This is a genomic window from Pseudomonas endophytica (assembly GCF_001411475.1).
GTDB lineage: Bacteria > Pseudomonadota > Gammaproteobacteria > Pseudomonadales > Pseudomonadaceae > Aquipseudomonas > Aquipseudomonas endophytica.
Genome location: NZ_LLWH01000231.1, coordinates 17,195 through 29,952 on the forward strand (window position 1 = coordinate 17,195; position 12,758 = coordinate 29,952).

At 55.7% G+C, this 12,758-nt stretch carries 9 protein-coding genes and 1 pseudogene; 4 read left to right on the plus strand and 6 right to left on the minus strand.

Features of this window, described 5'->3' with window-relative positions:
* Window positions 1-235: 235 nt before the first annotated feature.
* Window positions 236-1,468, minus strand: a complete 1,233-nt coding sequence (locus AQS70_RS22020; RefSeq protein ID WP_420912363.1) for an MFS transporter — start codon at window positions 1,466-1,468, stop codon at window positions 236-238.
* A gap of 165 nt (window positions 1,469-1,633) precedes the next feature.
* Here AQS70_RS22020 and AQS70_RS22025 point away from each other — a divergent pair, with 165 nt between their 5' ends.
* Together AQS70_RS22025 and AQS70_RS22030 are read left to right on the plus strand one after the other, a co-directional pair.
* Complete coding sequence (locus AQS70_RS22025) at window positions 1,634-2,539, plus strand: LysR family transcriptional regulator (RefSeq protein WP_055104853.1); 906 nt, start codon at window positions 1,634-1,636, stop codon at window positions 2,537-2,539.
* 145 nt (window positions 2,540-2,684) lie between these two features.
* Window positions 2,685-3,458, plus strand: a complete 774-nt coding sequence (locus AQS70_RS22030) for a ParA family protein (protein ID WP_055104854.1) — start codon at window positions 2,685-2,687, stop codon at window positions 3,456-3,458.
* On the opposite strand, the gene trxC is transcribed toward AQS70_RS22030, so the two are convergent.
* Window positions 3,455-3,895 (minus strand): thioredoxin TrxC, encoded by a 441-nt coding sequence (trxC, locus tag AQS70_RS22035; RefSeq protein WP_055104855.1) that lies wholly within the window; start codon window positions 3,893-3,895, stop codon window positions 3,455-3,457. The genes AQS70_RS22030 and trxC overlap by 4 nt on opposite strands.
* Window positions 3,896-4,006: 111 nt before the next feature.
* Here trxC and AQS70_RS24145 point away from each other — a divergent pair.
* Window positions 4,007-4,188, plus strand: a pseudogene (locus tag AQS70_RS24145) (hypothetical protein).
* Here AQS70_RS24145 and AQS70_RS22040 read toward each other — a convergent pair.
* The 4 genes from AQS70_RS22040 to AQS70_RS22055 all read right to left on the minus strand — a co-directional run bounded on the left by AQS70_RS22040 (window position 4,181) and on the right by AQS70_RS22055 (window position 12,067).
* Window positions 4,181-4,450 carry a DUF3077 domain-containing protein gene (locus AQS70_RS22040; RefSeq protein ID WP_055104856.1) on the minus strand — a complete coding sequence of 90 codons (270 nt, stop codon included), beginning with the start codon at window positions 4,448-4,450 and terminating at the stop codon, window positions 4,181-4,183. The pseudogene AQS70_RS24145 and the gene AQS70_RS22040 sit on opposite strands and share 8 nt — an antisense overlap.
* Window positions 4,451-5,410: 960 nt before the next feature.
* The gene (gene selO, locus AQS70_RS22045; RefSeq protein ID WP_055104857.1) at window positions 5,411-6,874 is read right to left on the minus strand and encodes a protein adenylyltransferase SelO; all 1,464 of its coding nucleotides are present in this window, start codon (window positions 6,872-6,874) and stop codon (window positions 5,411-5,413) included.
* Between the two features lie 87 nt (window positions 6,875-6,961).
* The gene (mscK, locus tag AQS70_RS22050; RefSeq protein ID WP_055104858.1) at window positions 6,962-10,288 is read right to left on the minus strand and encodes a mechanosensitive channel MscK; all 3,327 of its coding nucleotides are present in this window, start codon (window positions 10,286-10,288) and stop codon (window positions 6,962-6,964) included.
* Between the two features lie 36 nt (window positions 10,289-10,324).
* Complete coding sequence (locus AQS70_RS22055; RefSeq protein WP_055104859.1) at window positions 10,325-12,067, minus strand: potassium/proton antiporter; 1,743 nt, start codon at window positions 12,065-12,067, stop codon at window positions 10,325-10,327.
* 227 nt (window positions 12,068-12,294) lie between these two features.
* On the opposite strand from AQS70_RS22055, the gene AQS70_RS22060 reads away from it, so the two are divergent.
* Complete coding sequence (locus AQS70_RS22060; RefSeq protein WP_055104860.1) at window positions 12,295-12,741, plus strand: hypothetical protein; 447 nt, start codon at window positions 12,295-12,297, stop codon at window positions 12,739-12,741.
* Window positions 12,742-12,758 lie beyond the last annotated feature (17 nt).

Sequence of the window (12,758 nt, forward strand, 5' to 3'; positions counted from 1 at the left end):
CATAACCCGGTAGGAGTTGCTGCCCCGTCTTCGACGCCGCGCTGTCGCGCAGCAAACGGACTAAGCCTGTAGTCGCTGACGAGGCACAAAGGCTGCAATCAACGGCTGGCAGTGGAAACACCATGCGCACGGTGTTTGGGTGCAGTCCATTTCGTAGGAGCTGGCGCAGCCTGCGATCTTTTGATCTTTTTAAAAGATCGCGAGCAAGCTCGCTCCTACGGGGTATTTGTGGGGCTTAGGCGTTTTTAGTATTGCCCGGTAACGCGGGCAGTTTGGCCAAATGCAGCGCGACCCACAACGCGAGGATCAACAACGCGCCTATAAACGCGCCGATGCCGTTCCAGCCCGCGTAGTGCCAGAAAAAACCGCCCGCAGTACCGGCCACGCTCGACCCGGCGTAGTAACAGAACAGGTACAACGACGAGGCTTGACCCTTGGCTTTAGTCGCACGACGACCGATCCAGCTACTGGCCACCGAGTGCGCACCGAAGAAGCCGAAGGTGAACAGCAGCATGCCGATAATCACCAGCGCGATGGGCTCAAACATAGTCAGCGTAATCCCTACCAGCATCAGCACAATCACGGCCCACAGCACCTTGCGACGGCCCAATTTGTCAGCCAGCGCGCCGATCTGCGCGGAGCTGTAAATCCCCGACAAGTACACCACCGACAGCAAGCCCACCACGGCCTGATTCATGTTGTACGGCTCGGCCAGCAAGCGATAACCGATGTAGTTAAACAGCGTGACAAAGCTGCCCATCAACAAAAAGGCTTCCAGAAACAACCACGGCAAACCGGCATCTCGAAAGTGAATCGTAAAGCCGTTCAACAAGCTGCGAGGGTTCATGGTTTGCGCACGGAAGTTGCGCGACTCTGGCAGGATCTTCACAAACACCAGCGCCAAGACCAGCGCCAAGCCGCCGATAACCAGCATTGCAGTGTGCCAACTGACAAAGTCGATCAACACCCCGGTGATTAGCCGACCGCTCATACCGCCAATCGCATTGCCGCCGATGTACAAGCCCATCGCCAGGCCAATATGTTGTGGGTGGATCTCCTCACTCAGATACGTCATCGCCACGGCGGCCAAGCCACTGAGCGACAAACCCACCAGCGCACGGGTAATCAGCACACCTTCCCAAGTGGGCATCCACGCACTGAGCATTGTAAAAACTGCCGCACTGAACAGTGCAGACACCATCACCGGCTTACGTCCGATGGCATCGGAAATCGGCCCCGTCACCAGCAGGCCGATGGCCAGCATCCCGGTTGAAACGGACAAAATCAGGCTACTCTGCGCGGCGTTAATCCCGTATTCATGGGACAACATCGGCATCATCGGTTGCACGCAATACAACAAGGCAAATGTCGCAAAACCCCCCGAGAACAGTGCCAGCACCGTGCGCATAAACATCGGCGTGCCTTTTTCGATAAACACGTCATTGAGTTGAGCGACAACGTCATCCAGCGCAGACGGGGCAACTTCGTGAGCGAGTGGAGCGACAGCAGTTTTCACGGGGACCTCAGGAGGGGGTAGCCGAGCGGCAATGGCAAAAGAATATAGCTCCCTAACGATTCTTTCCAATATATTATTCGACCTATTTGATAGGTTTAACGACTTAATGGGGTATGTATGGAACTGCGTCATTTGCGCTATTTCATTGCGGTCGCTGAAGAACTGCACTTTGGCCGTGCCGCACAAGTGCTGGGTATTTCTCAACCGCCGTTGAGTCAGCAAATACAGGCGTTAGAAGAAGAACTGGGGGCGCGGCTTTTTGACCGTACCAATCGTCGGGTCGAACTGAGTGAAGCCGGGCGACTGTTTCTCGGAGAAGCGCGTCAGGTGCTGGCGCAAGTTGATAAAGCGGCCGACGTTGCTCGCCGTGCGCAATTGGGCGAGTTAGGTGAAATGAAAGTGGGTTTCACCGCCTCGGCGCCGTTTAACTCGAGCATTCCACAGGCCATTTTTGCCTTTCGCCAAGCCTTCCCGGCAGTGCATTTGAACCTCATGGAAATGAGCAGTCGCGAAGTGGCAGAGGCGCTGGTGGAGGAGTCCATTGAAGTGGGCGTCATGCGCCCGCTGGCATTGCCGGATTCGCTGGTGGCAGTGGAATTGTTCAGCGAGCCTTTGGTGGCGGTGATTCATGCCGAGCATCCGCTGGCCGAGGGCAGTGAAAACGGAGTATTCATCAGTGCATTGGCTGACGAGCCGTTCGTCTTTTTCCCACGCACCCATGGCAGCGGGTTGTATGCGCAATTACTGAGTTTGGCGCGGCAGGCCGGCTTCAGCCCCCACTTCTCACAAGAAGCGGGCGAAGCCATGACCATCATCGGGCTGGTATCAGCAGGCTTGGGCGTCTCGGTATTACCCGCGTCGTTCCAGCACATGCGCATCAAAGGCGTGGTCTATCGGCCCTTGCTAGACCCAGATGCCCGCACTGCGGTGTGGCTGGTACAGCGTAAGGGCGACCCTTCACCGATGGCCAAGGCGTTTGCGCAATTGCTGGCGCGCAAAATGGTCATACCCCCAAACGCATAACCTATGGGCTTCCCCCAAAACCCGATAATTTCGCGTGTCAATTCAGGTATCTGCTCAAGTGCTGTAGCTCTTTTCGCTGCAAGGTAGCGAAGGTATCAACAGTACATCTACACTCGGGCACTTATTGATACACGGAGGTTTAGACATGCGTCGCGTGGTGTTCAATCAAAAAGGCGGTGTGGGTAAGTCCAGCATCGCTTGCAACCTAGCGGCCGTCAGCGCCAGCGAGGGTTACCGCACTTTGTTGGTCGATCTGGATGCGCAGGCCAACTCCACCCAATACCTCACTGGGTTGACGGGTGATGACATTCCGATGGGCATTGCTGAGTTTTTCAAGCAAAGCCTGTCGGCCAACGTAGGTTCGAAAAAGAATCGGGTCGATATTTACGAAACACCGTTCGAAAACCTGCACATCATTACCGCCACCGCTGAGCTGGCTGATTTGCAGCCCAAGCTTGAGGCCAAGCACAAGATCAATAAGCTCAAAAAGTTGCTGGATGAGCTGGCAGAAGACTACGACCGTATTTATGTCGACACGCCGCCAGCCCTCAACTTTTATGCCGTCTCGGCGTTGATCGCCTGTGATCGCGTACTGATCCCTTTCGACTGCGACAGTTTTTCGCGCCAAGCGCTGTATGGCCTGCTGACCGAAATCGAAGAACTTAAAGAAGACCACAACGAAGACCTGATGGTCGAAGGCATTGTGGTTAACCAGTTTCAGGCCCGTGCCAGCCTGCCGCAGCAAATGCTGGATGAGTTGATTGCCGAGGGCATGCCCGTGCTGCCGGTATACCTGTCCAGCTCAGTGAAAATGCGCGAATCGCACCAGGCCAGCCGGCCGCTGGTGCATTTCGAACCGCGGCACAAGCTGACGCAGCAGTTTATTGAGCTGCACGACTATTTGGATCAGAACGCTTAAGCCTGCACGCCGTGGCTTTGCAGCCAAGCCTTAAGCTGTTGCAACGAGAAGGCGCCACTTTGGCGGGCGACTTCTTGGCCGTTCTTGTACAGGATCAGGCTGGGGATCGAGCGAATGCCCAATTGCCCGGCCAGTTGCTGATTGGTTTCGCTGTCCAGCTTGGCCAGTCGGCACGCACCCACCAACTGACTGGCCGCTTGTTCAAACACAGGCGCAAAGGCTTTGCATGGCCCGCACCATTCAGCCCACACATCCACCAGCAAAGGCAGATCACCTATGATCTGGCTGGCGTAATCGGTTTGCTTTAAATCGAAGGGTTTAGCGATCAGCACCTCATTTTTGCAGCGCCCGCATTTAGGGTGCTCGCCCACGCGCGCAGCAGGGATGCGGTTAAGGCCGTTGCAGTGAGGGCAGGGGATGAGCAGCGGGTCGGTCATGTCAAATACTCCAATCGTTCTGTGGCGTGCAGTTCAGCAGATGTTCATCAAGCCCGCCACTGGTGGTGACGTATCTACTCACACGGTGTCTGTGTCGCATCTAGACGGTGAATCCAGTCGCCGTTGTTGCGAAAACCTAAAAATGAAACGAATTACGACCAGTTGGTCGAAGCCTATGACCTTGAGCACCGACCGATGCCCAAAGTCAGTGGTGTCGACGTGTTGCGCTCAACGTACGACAAATTCGCTGGCTGGCGGATCGTTTTAAAGTGCCGGTAGAGATGTTTATTTGAGCGTGTCGGCCTGCAACACGCTGTCCAGCGTGGCATCCACCAAGCCTTTGCTCATTTCCACCAGTTGCAAGCTGGCAAACGTCAGACTGTGGCTGGTTTTAGGGCTGGCGACTTGGCTTTCTGCACAGAGCGCCGTGGCACTGCTGAGTAACTGAGCCGCTAGTTCCAGCGCCAGCTTAATGGGGATACCCGCGTTGACACTGAACAGGCAATCGCCGGTCAGGCTGTGGCCAAAAGGGGTAGGGTGAGTGATCAGGGGCATAAATTAACTCCACTATAAATTTGAAGTTGCCACCTATCGCCGTCAAACGAAGGGTGGCAACTGTGTGCAGGTTGACGGACCGGTCATAGTGGAACCCGGCGCACCCGAGGATGCCCCACACACAATCGCCATAACAATCATTCGGGCACGAAAGCGCGCGAACGAATTTTTAGAGCATGCGTTCCACTATGAAGAGCCCGACCGTCAAACCGGGTCACGAATGTGTCGTGACGTCGGCGAGGATAGGGGTTGGCGCAAAGAGGGTCAATCAGCTGATGGGTAGTCCGTTTCTTTGGCGGGTACTTACGTCTTGAGCGGGAACGCCACACATCCTGTAGGAACAGCCGGTCGACGCTCAATTGCTCGCGATCTTTTGATCTTCAAACGTCAAGATCAAAAGATCGCAGCCTTCGGCAGCTCCTACAGGTGTCTTTCGCGTTACTACTCAGCGATTATCCATTCCATCTGCCAGCCATCTTGTCTTTGCCCCAAGGTCTTGGCCAAACACAGCATCGGCGGCACAGGCACGACCTATCCAATTTGACCTGATGCCAAATCCCCGTAGGAGCTGCCGCAGGCTGCGATCTTTTGATCTTTTAAAAGCTCGCGAGCAATTGAGCGTCGACTGGTTGCTCCTACTGACGAATAGTGTCGTTGCCACGCTATTACTGGGCTAACCACACTGTATGAATAAGAATCTCGGTTCTTACTATCTCAGCACGAGCATTTTAGTTTTAATCATTTATGGGTCGCAGGCAGCAGGTCTTATGAGGTTTGCCGGCGTTTTAATTTCTATAGGCATTAAATCTAGTTTAGATGCAGATCCTCAAGTTTTTTATTTGGAACTCGCTAGCGCCGAGTGAAGCCAAAAGAGCAGGAGCAGCCGGTCGACGCTCGATTGCTCGCGATCTTTAAGATCAAAAGATCGCGAGCAAGCTCGCTCCTACAGGGGCTAATACCTCAAGACGAACAACTAATCTCTAAATGCTTACCCCACTCCGGTGGCCGTTCGGCGTAGCTTTGCATGCCCGGCTGTTCGGTAAACGGTTGGGTGAGGACGGTGTGTAATCGCTGAACTTCGCTGTAGTCCCCGGCTTCAGCCGCGTCGATGGCCTTTTGCGCCAAGTAGTTGCGCAAGATGTACAGCGGGTTGACCGCGTGCATGCGCTCGCGGCGTTGCTGTGGGTCGATCTCGCCCTCGCGGTTCACGCGGGCAACGTACAGCGCGGCCCATTGGTCAAAGGCCTCAAGGTCAACAAATTCGTCGCGCAGGCGGGCGACGGCTTGCTCGGCGGGTTCGTCACCCAAGCGGCGCAAGAACAAGGTGTAGTCGATGGCGCTCCCCTGCATGCGCTGCAGCAGGTCTTCTACTAACGTTTGGTCGCCGTCTTCAGCGGTCGTCAGGCCCAAACGGCGGCGCATCAGGTCGAGGTAGTGCGCCTGGTACAACGGCAAGAACAGGTCGAGTGTTTCGCGCAGGGCTTCAACGCTGATAAAGGGTGTCAGGGCTTGAGCCAAAGCGCTGAGGTTCCACTGGCCAATAGGCACTTGGTTACTGAAGGAGTAGCGCCCTTGCTGGTCGGAGTGGTTGCAGATGAAGCGCGCGTCAAAGTCGTCGAGGAAGGCAAACGGGCCAAAGTCGAAGGTGATACCCAAAATCGACATGTTGTCGGTGTTCATCACCCCGTGACAAAACCCATACGCTTGCCATTTGGCGATCAGCTCGGCGTTGCGCTCAACGCTTTTCTGGAACATCGCTAAGTAGGGCTCCGGCTGTTCTAGGCACTGCGGGTAGTGCAGGGCCAGTACGTGTTCGCCCAGTTGCTTTTGCTGTTCTGGGCGCTGGGTGTAATAGAAGTACTCAAAGTGCCCAAAGCGGATATGGCTATGAGCCAGACGCAACACCATGGCGCCGCGCTCCTGTTTTTCACGCCAGACCGGAGTGTCCGAACCGATCACGCACAGCGCGCGACTGGTAGGGATGCCCAGCGCGTGCAAGGCTTCGGAGGCGAGAAACTCACGGATGGATGAGCGCAACACCGCACGGCCATCGCCCATGCGCGAGTAGGGCGTCATCCCGGCGCCTTTGAGGTGCAAGTCCCAATGCTCGCCCGCTTCGTTATAGACCTCGCCCAGAAGCAGCCCACGGCCGTCGCCCAGTTGCGGGTTGTAAGAGCCGAACTGATGGCCCGAGTAGACCATGGCGCGGGGCTCGGCATCCGCCCATAAGGTGTGGCCACCAAACAGTTTGGCAAATACGGGGTCGTGAGCCTCAGCCGGGTCGAGATCGAGTAAAGCCATTGCTGCCTCGCTGGCCACTACCAGCCGTGGAGCGTCGAGAGGGTCGGGCAGCACGTGGGTTGAGAACGCGTCACCCAAACGGGCGAAACGGTTGTCAAAGGTCAGTTCGTCGAGGGCTTTCATAGCGCTCTCCAGCAAAGTGTGTGTGGACCGCCAACCCTGCGCCAGCTCCTACGCACAGCAGAAGCTGCGCCGTCTGCCACAGATGTGCTAGCCGGGCTTGTCTTGTTGGGGCTTTTGGCCCTCCTCCGGGCGATCAATCGGCACCAGCTTGTATTCCTGATTGCTGGTGTTTTTGAGGTACACCTCCATCTGCTGGAACGAGATGTTGATGTGGTGTTTCTTGAACTCGTTGTTGATAAAACGGTTCACTTCGTCGAGCACCGGGTTGCGGTCGCCTAGGTCTCGGACGTGCATTCGCAGTTCATGGTCTAACGTACTTTGGCCAAAGCTAAGAAAGAACACGTGCGGCTCGGGGTCTTTGAGGACGCGCGGGTTATCGTGCGCGGCCTTGAGCAGCAGTTGCTTGACTAAGTCCAGGTCAGAACCGTAATCGACGCCCAGCTTGAGGGTTACGCGGGTGATGGTATCGGTCAGTGACCAGTTGATCAGTTGCCCGGTAATGAAGGTTTTGTTCGGGACAATGATGTCTTTGCGATCAAAGTCGGTGATGGTGGTCGCGCGGATGCGGATCTTGCTCACGGTACCCGATAAGTTGCCGATGGTGATGGTGTCGCCAATCCGTACTGGGCGCTCGAAGAGGATCATGATGCCGGAGATGAAGTTGGCGAAGATTTCCTGCATCCCGAAGCCCAAGCCGACAGAGAGCGCAGCCACCAACCACTGCAACTTGTCCCAGCTCACGCCCAAGGTCGAGAGGGTGGCGACAAAGCCAATGCCGATAATCACGTAGGTCAGCAAGGTCGTGGTGGCGTAAGCGCTGCCTTGGGCCAGATCGAGGCGTGACAACACCAACACCTCGAGTAAACCGGGCAGGTTGCGTGCGAGCGCAATACTGATGCCGATGATGACCAGCGCACCCACCACGTCGCCAATGCTGATCGGCACCATGCTCATGTTGGCGCCGGTTCCGCTGGTGTATTCATACAAGGTGAAGTTGTCGAGGTAGGAAAAGACTGAAATCAAGTCGGCCCACACCCAATACAACACACCGATAAAGGTGGCGAGCAAAGCCAGACGAATCAGGCGTAGCGATTGCTGGTTAACCTGTTCGATGTCCAATGTCGGTTCTTCGATAATGGCGTCGTTGCCTTCACCTGCTTCTTTGGCGGCCTGGCGCTTGGCCAGTGCGCGTTGATATGCAAGCCGCCGGGCGGCGACCGCGAGGCCGCGCACAAAGGTCGCTTCAGCCACCATCCAGAACATCAGCAGATACAGGGTGTTGATCAACCGGTCACTGAGTTTGAGCGCGGTGTAGTAGTAGCCAAAACATACGGCCACAAACAGAGCGAGGGGCAGCAGGGCGAAGGCAAACCCGAGTAGCTTGCGCAGGCGATAGGCTTTTTTCTCGGTTTGGTTGTTGAGTATCAATCGGCACAGCAACAACGCCATGGCGGCGTAGCACGTCAACACCACAAGGATGCCTAACACGTCATCTGCCAGCGCCGCCGGTTGCTGTTCGGCAAACGCCACCACGGCCACCAGTGCCAACACCACAAAGCCGAGTTTGCGAATCCAGTTTTGCAAGAAGGCAACCAGCGGCGTCTCCCAGCGAAAATGCAGTTCGGCCACGCCGCCCGGCGCCAGAATTCTGTAGGCGGTGTAAAACACCAGCCAAGCTTGGGCCATTTGCATCAACGCGGCACCGGTATTGGCGTTCATCCCTCGGCCATCGGCTTGTAAGGCGTACCCGCACAGGGCTAAGGCCAACGAAACCGGCATGGCCAACAAGATGTTGATCAAAATCGCCCTTGGCGTGTGCCACTGGCTGTCGCGCTTAAAGTGGCCAATGTCGTTGTGGATATCGTTGAGCTTGTTGTACAGGTACTTGCGCTTCCACAGCAGCCCCACCATCACGAGCACAAAGGGCAAAAACAACAGTGGGCGTTGTATCAGGCCCTCTGCCAGCTCAGTGATGCTGGAACCCCACGGTAAAGTGATGAGTTGTTGCTTAAGATGACGCGGGGCTGATTCCAGCCAGTCCAAGTCCAGTGGCTTGTTGCTAGGGATCCAGAACATCTGCTCTTCCAGCGTTGCCCGCAGGTTCTGAGCAGTGCTGAGCAATTGCTTCTGGTTCAGTTGCAGGTTGATCGACTCGCTGAGCAGCGAACTGAGTTCGCGGTTTAAACGGTCCAGCAAGTCACTGCGAGTGTTGACCAGTTCGAGCAGAGTTTTTCGCAGCTGCGGGTTCACCTGATCGGCGGGCTGGGTCGACAGCAGATTGTCGACGTAGGTGACCGGGTTGCTGATCAACTCGCGCTGTTGATTGATCTCAAATTGGTACAAGCGAATATCAGCGATTTCATCCGCCAAATTCTTGTCCATTTTTTGCAGCCGCGGCAGCGCTTGCTTCTGCTGATAAAGAATTTTGGATAGCAACAAGCTGCCCTTCAGCACGTTGATCTGCTCATCCAGTGCTTGGTCACTCTGGGTGACGTTGTCCAGTTGCTGCTTGGTTTCAAGATTCTGCTGGGTCACCACGTTGAGGCGGTCAGTGCTGCGTAAAAGGTAATCCGAGAGTTTGAGGTTGGTCGCGCTTTCGGTCGCTAGCAGGCTGCTGCTGCCGGATTTTTGAGCCTCGATCGACTGTTCTGTCACGGTCTGTTGAGACTGGGCAAGACGCTTTTTGTTGATCAGGGTTTGCAGGTCCTGAATTTCTTGGTCCTGACGCGTGGTTTTCTCAAGTAGCAAATCGTGCTGGCTGCCACTTAAATCTTGCAGTTGGCTGTTGCCCGCCAGTTCTTGGCGGCGCAGGGCGATTAAGGCCGTAAGCGCTGCGGACTCGGCACTGAGCTGATTACGCTGGTCAGCAGTAAGCACTTTGCCATTGTCGCGACCGACTTTAAGGATGTTGCTGATTTGCTGAATGCGGGTCTGGCTGTTGCTGATCTCGGCTTGTGCGCGCTCGGGGCGGGTCTGGGCTGCGATGCTCTGGCTATTGGCGCCGGCCAGCGCTTTTTGCAATTCACCTTGCTCTGTGGTGCGTTCGGCCAGCATTTGCTCTAGCTGCTGTACCGATAGCGGGGCGTAACGCTGCTCGACAGGCACCGCTTTAGTCGCCTTGAGACGCGCCAGCTCATGTTGGTTCTCAAGGGTTTGGCGCGGCGCACGGTTGAGCTGATCTTTGACTTCGCTCAGGCGTTGCTCGTAATCGGCTTTGTTGCTCAGCAGTGACAACGTCTGCTCAAGCACTGCCTGCAAGGCTTTTTGGTCAGCCTCAGGCAGTTTGCGATCAGCAATTTTATCCAAGCTGAGCTGAACGGACTCGGGAGTCGGCGCGTCAGCCGCTTGGGCTGGGCCAACGCATAGGCTCAGACCGAGCAGGACTGTTGCGAAAAACGTACGCAGAATGGGCATAAAATCCGGTCAAGCAAGCAGGGGGAAGTTAAAAGTTTAGAGGAACAACCCCGGGCCTGGGACACTTCCTTCCGGGAATCTGACGCCCACTTTGCCTATCTTGTTCCCGTCCATGGCCGCAACCGTCCAGATCGTGTTGTTCCACTCGACTTGGTCGCCGACCACCGGTGCGCCGCCGACTTTTTGCGCAATAAAGCTGCTAAGTGGAAGGTTGGGGTTGATGCCGTCGAGCTTCAGCCCGTAAAGCGCTGAGACTGCGCCCAACTCAGCGTCGCCTTCTAGAACAAAGTCGCCGAAGAAACGCAGATCCAACCCGCGAGTTGGGGGTTGGCTGAACAGCTTGCCGAGGGCGGACAAGTTGTGTTCATGGCCGATCACACACAACAAATCACCGATTTCCAGCGTTGTACTGCCCGACGGATGCAGCAGTTTTTGATCTCGAAACAGTGCGGCAATACGGGTGCCTTCAGGCATTTTCAGTTCACGCAGGGCGGCACCGATGCACCAGTTTTGTGCGTCTAGGCGATAAACGAACAACTCCCACTCGCTCGTAACGTGTACTTCCAGAGCTGAACGCGAGATCGGTGCGAGGTCAGGCGGGACGGTAACTTTGAGCAACTTGGCGACCCACGGCAGGCTTGTGCCTTGCACCAAAAGAGACACCAGCACGATAAAGAAAGCGAGGTTGAAATACAGCTGCGCGTTCGGCAAGCCAGCCATCAGCGGGAATACCGCCAAAATAATCGGTACCGCACCGCGCAAGCCTACCCACGAAATGAAGGCTTTCTCGCGCACGTGGAACGCTTTAAAAGGCAGCAGGCCGACCATCACCGACAGTGGGCGAGCGAGCAGAATCATCCACAGGGCCAAGATCAGTGCAGGTACGGCGATCGGCAGCAGATCGTGAGGCGTGACCAGCAAGCCCAACACCAAGAACATCCCGATCTGCGCCAGCCAGGCCATGCCGTCGAGCATGTGCAAAATGCCGTGACGGCTGCGAATCGGGCTGTTACCCAGCACCAGACCGCATAGGTAGACGGCCAAGAAGCCGCTGCCGTGCAGGGCGTTGGTCAGGGCAAAGACGACCAGCCCACCGGCGATCACCAGAATCGGATACAAACCATTGGCCAAATGGATCCGGTTAACCATTTGCAACATCAACCAGCCACCGGCCAAGCCCACAATGGCGCCAATACCGAACTCACGCAGTAAATCGAGCAGCAGGCTTGCATGTAGCGTGGTTTCACCGCTGGCGAGCATGTCGATCAGGGTGACAGTCAAAAATACCGCCATCGGATCGTTACTGCCGGATTCAATCTCAAGGCTGGCCGAGACTCGCTCGTTCAAACCCTTGCCGCCGAGCAGCGAGAACACTGCCGCCGCATCGGTTGAGCCGACAATCGCACCGATCAATAAGCCTTGAATCAGATTAAGGTTAAACAGCCACGCCGCCATGAGGCCGGTCAGCCCGGTGGTGATCATCACCCCTACCGTGGCTAGGGAGAGGGCGGGCCATAATGCCACCCTAAAGCTTGAAACCCGCGTGCGTAGGCCGCCGTCGAGCAAAATCACCGCCAAGGCGAGGTTGCCCACCAAGTACGCAGTGGGGTAATTGTCGAAAATAATACCGCCGCCATCCACACCAGCGGCCATGCCCACGGCGAGAATAATCACCAGAATCGGGATGCCTAGGCGTGAAGACAAAGAGCTGACCAGAATACTTGCGCCCACCAGCAACGCGCCGATCAAGAACAGGCTGTTGATGGTTGTCGCATTCAAAGGCTGCACTCCAGACAAGACATAAAAGATAGGGCGTAACCATGCAGGCTACGTGCCAGCGATTCTAACCTGCGGTATTGGCGCGCTGTCAAAAAGCTTTTGAGGCGGGAGCAGGTTATCGGTGACCAATGAATTGGCTTTTCCCTACACAAAATCTGGAACGGGCCTGCATTTTTATGTTGGGCAAATTGTGTCTACTCCAGACTTTGTTTAAGCGTGGACGAGTCATGAAGCCGACAACTGCGACGATTGGCAGCCCGAGTGAGCTGTACACCGTGTCTATCCCAAAGTTTGTACTGTTGTATCTGATGACCGGTGGCGGTTTTTTGTTCTACTGGTCTTACCGTAATTGGGCGTTTTACAAAAAGACAGATGGCGTTTCGATTACCCCGGTCATGCGCGGTCTGTTCTGGCCGTTTTTTACATTAGAGCTGTTTGAAAAGATCCAGAGCGGCCTAGACAAGGCGCGCCAGCCTCTCTGTTGGCATCCCGAAAGTAGAGCCTTATTGATCATGCTGCTGGTCATGCTCTCAGTGTTGTTATTGACCTTTTTTGATCGGCCTTTGGACAGACTGTTTATTTGTGCGGCCAATATTGTTTTGTTCATCTGCATTGGCTGCTTATTTATCGGGGCCCAGCGCGCGATCAACGTGTTGCAGAGCAATAACTGCTAGGCGGTCTGTTGGGGCTG

Excerpts from the sequence above, each read along its gene's own strand:
- AQS70_RS22025 (WP_055104853.1), top strand. The coding sequence starts at position 1,634 with ATGGAACTGCGTCATTTGCGCTATTTCATTGCGGTCGCTGAAGAACTG.
- AQS70_RS22030 (WP_055104854.1), top strand. The coding sequence starts at position 2,685 with ATGCGTCGCGTGGTGTTCAATCAAAAAGGCGGTGTGGGTAAGTCCAGC.
- trxC (WP_055104855.1), bottom strand. The coding sequence starts at position 3,895 with ATGACCGACCCGCTGCTCATCCCCTGCCCTCACTGCAACGGCCTTAAC.
- AQS70_RS22040 (WP_055104856.1), bottom strand. The coding sequence starts at position 4,450 with ATGCCCCTGATCACTCACCCTACCCCTTTTGGCCACAGCCTGACCGGC.
- selO (WP_055104857.1), bottom strand. The coding sequence starts at position 6,874 with ATGAAAGCCCTCGACGAACTGACCTTTGACAACCGTTTCGCCCGTTTG.
- mscK (WP_055104858.1), bottom strand. The coding sequence starts at position 10,288 with ATGCCCATTCTGCGTACGTTTTTCGCAACAGTCCTGCTCGGTCTGAGC.
- AQS70_RS22060 (WP_055104860.1), top strand. The coding sequence starts at position 12,295 with ATGAAGCCGACAACTGCGACGATTGGCAGCCCGAGTGAGCTGTACACC.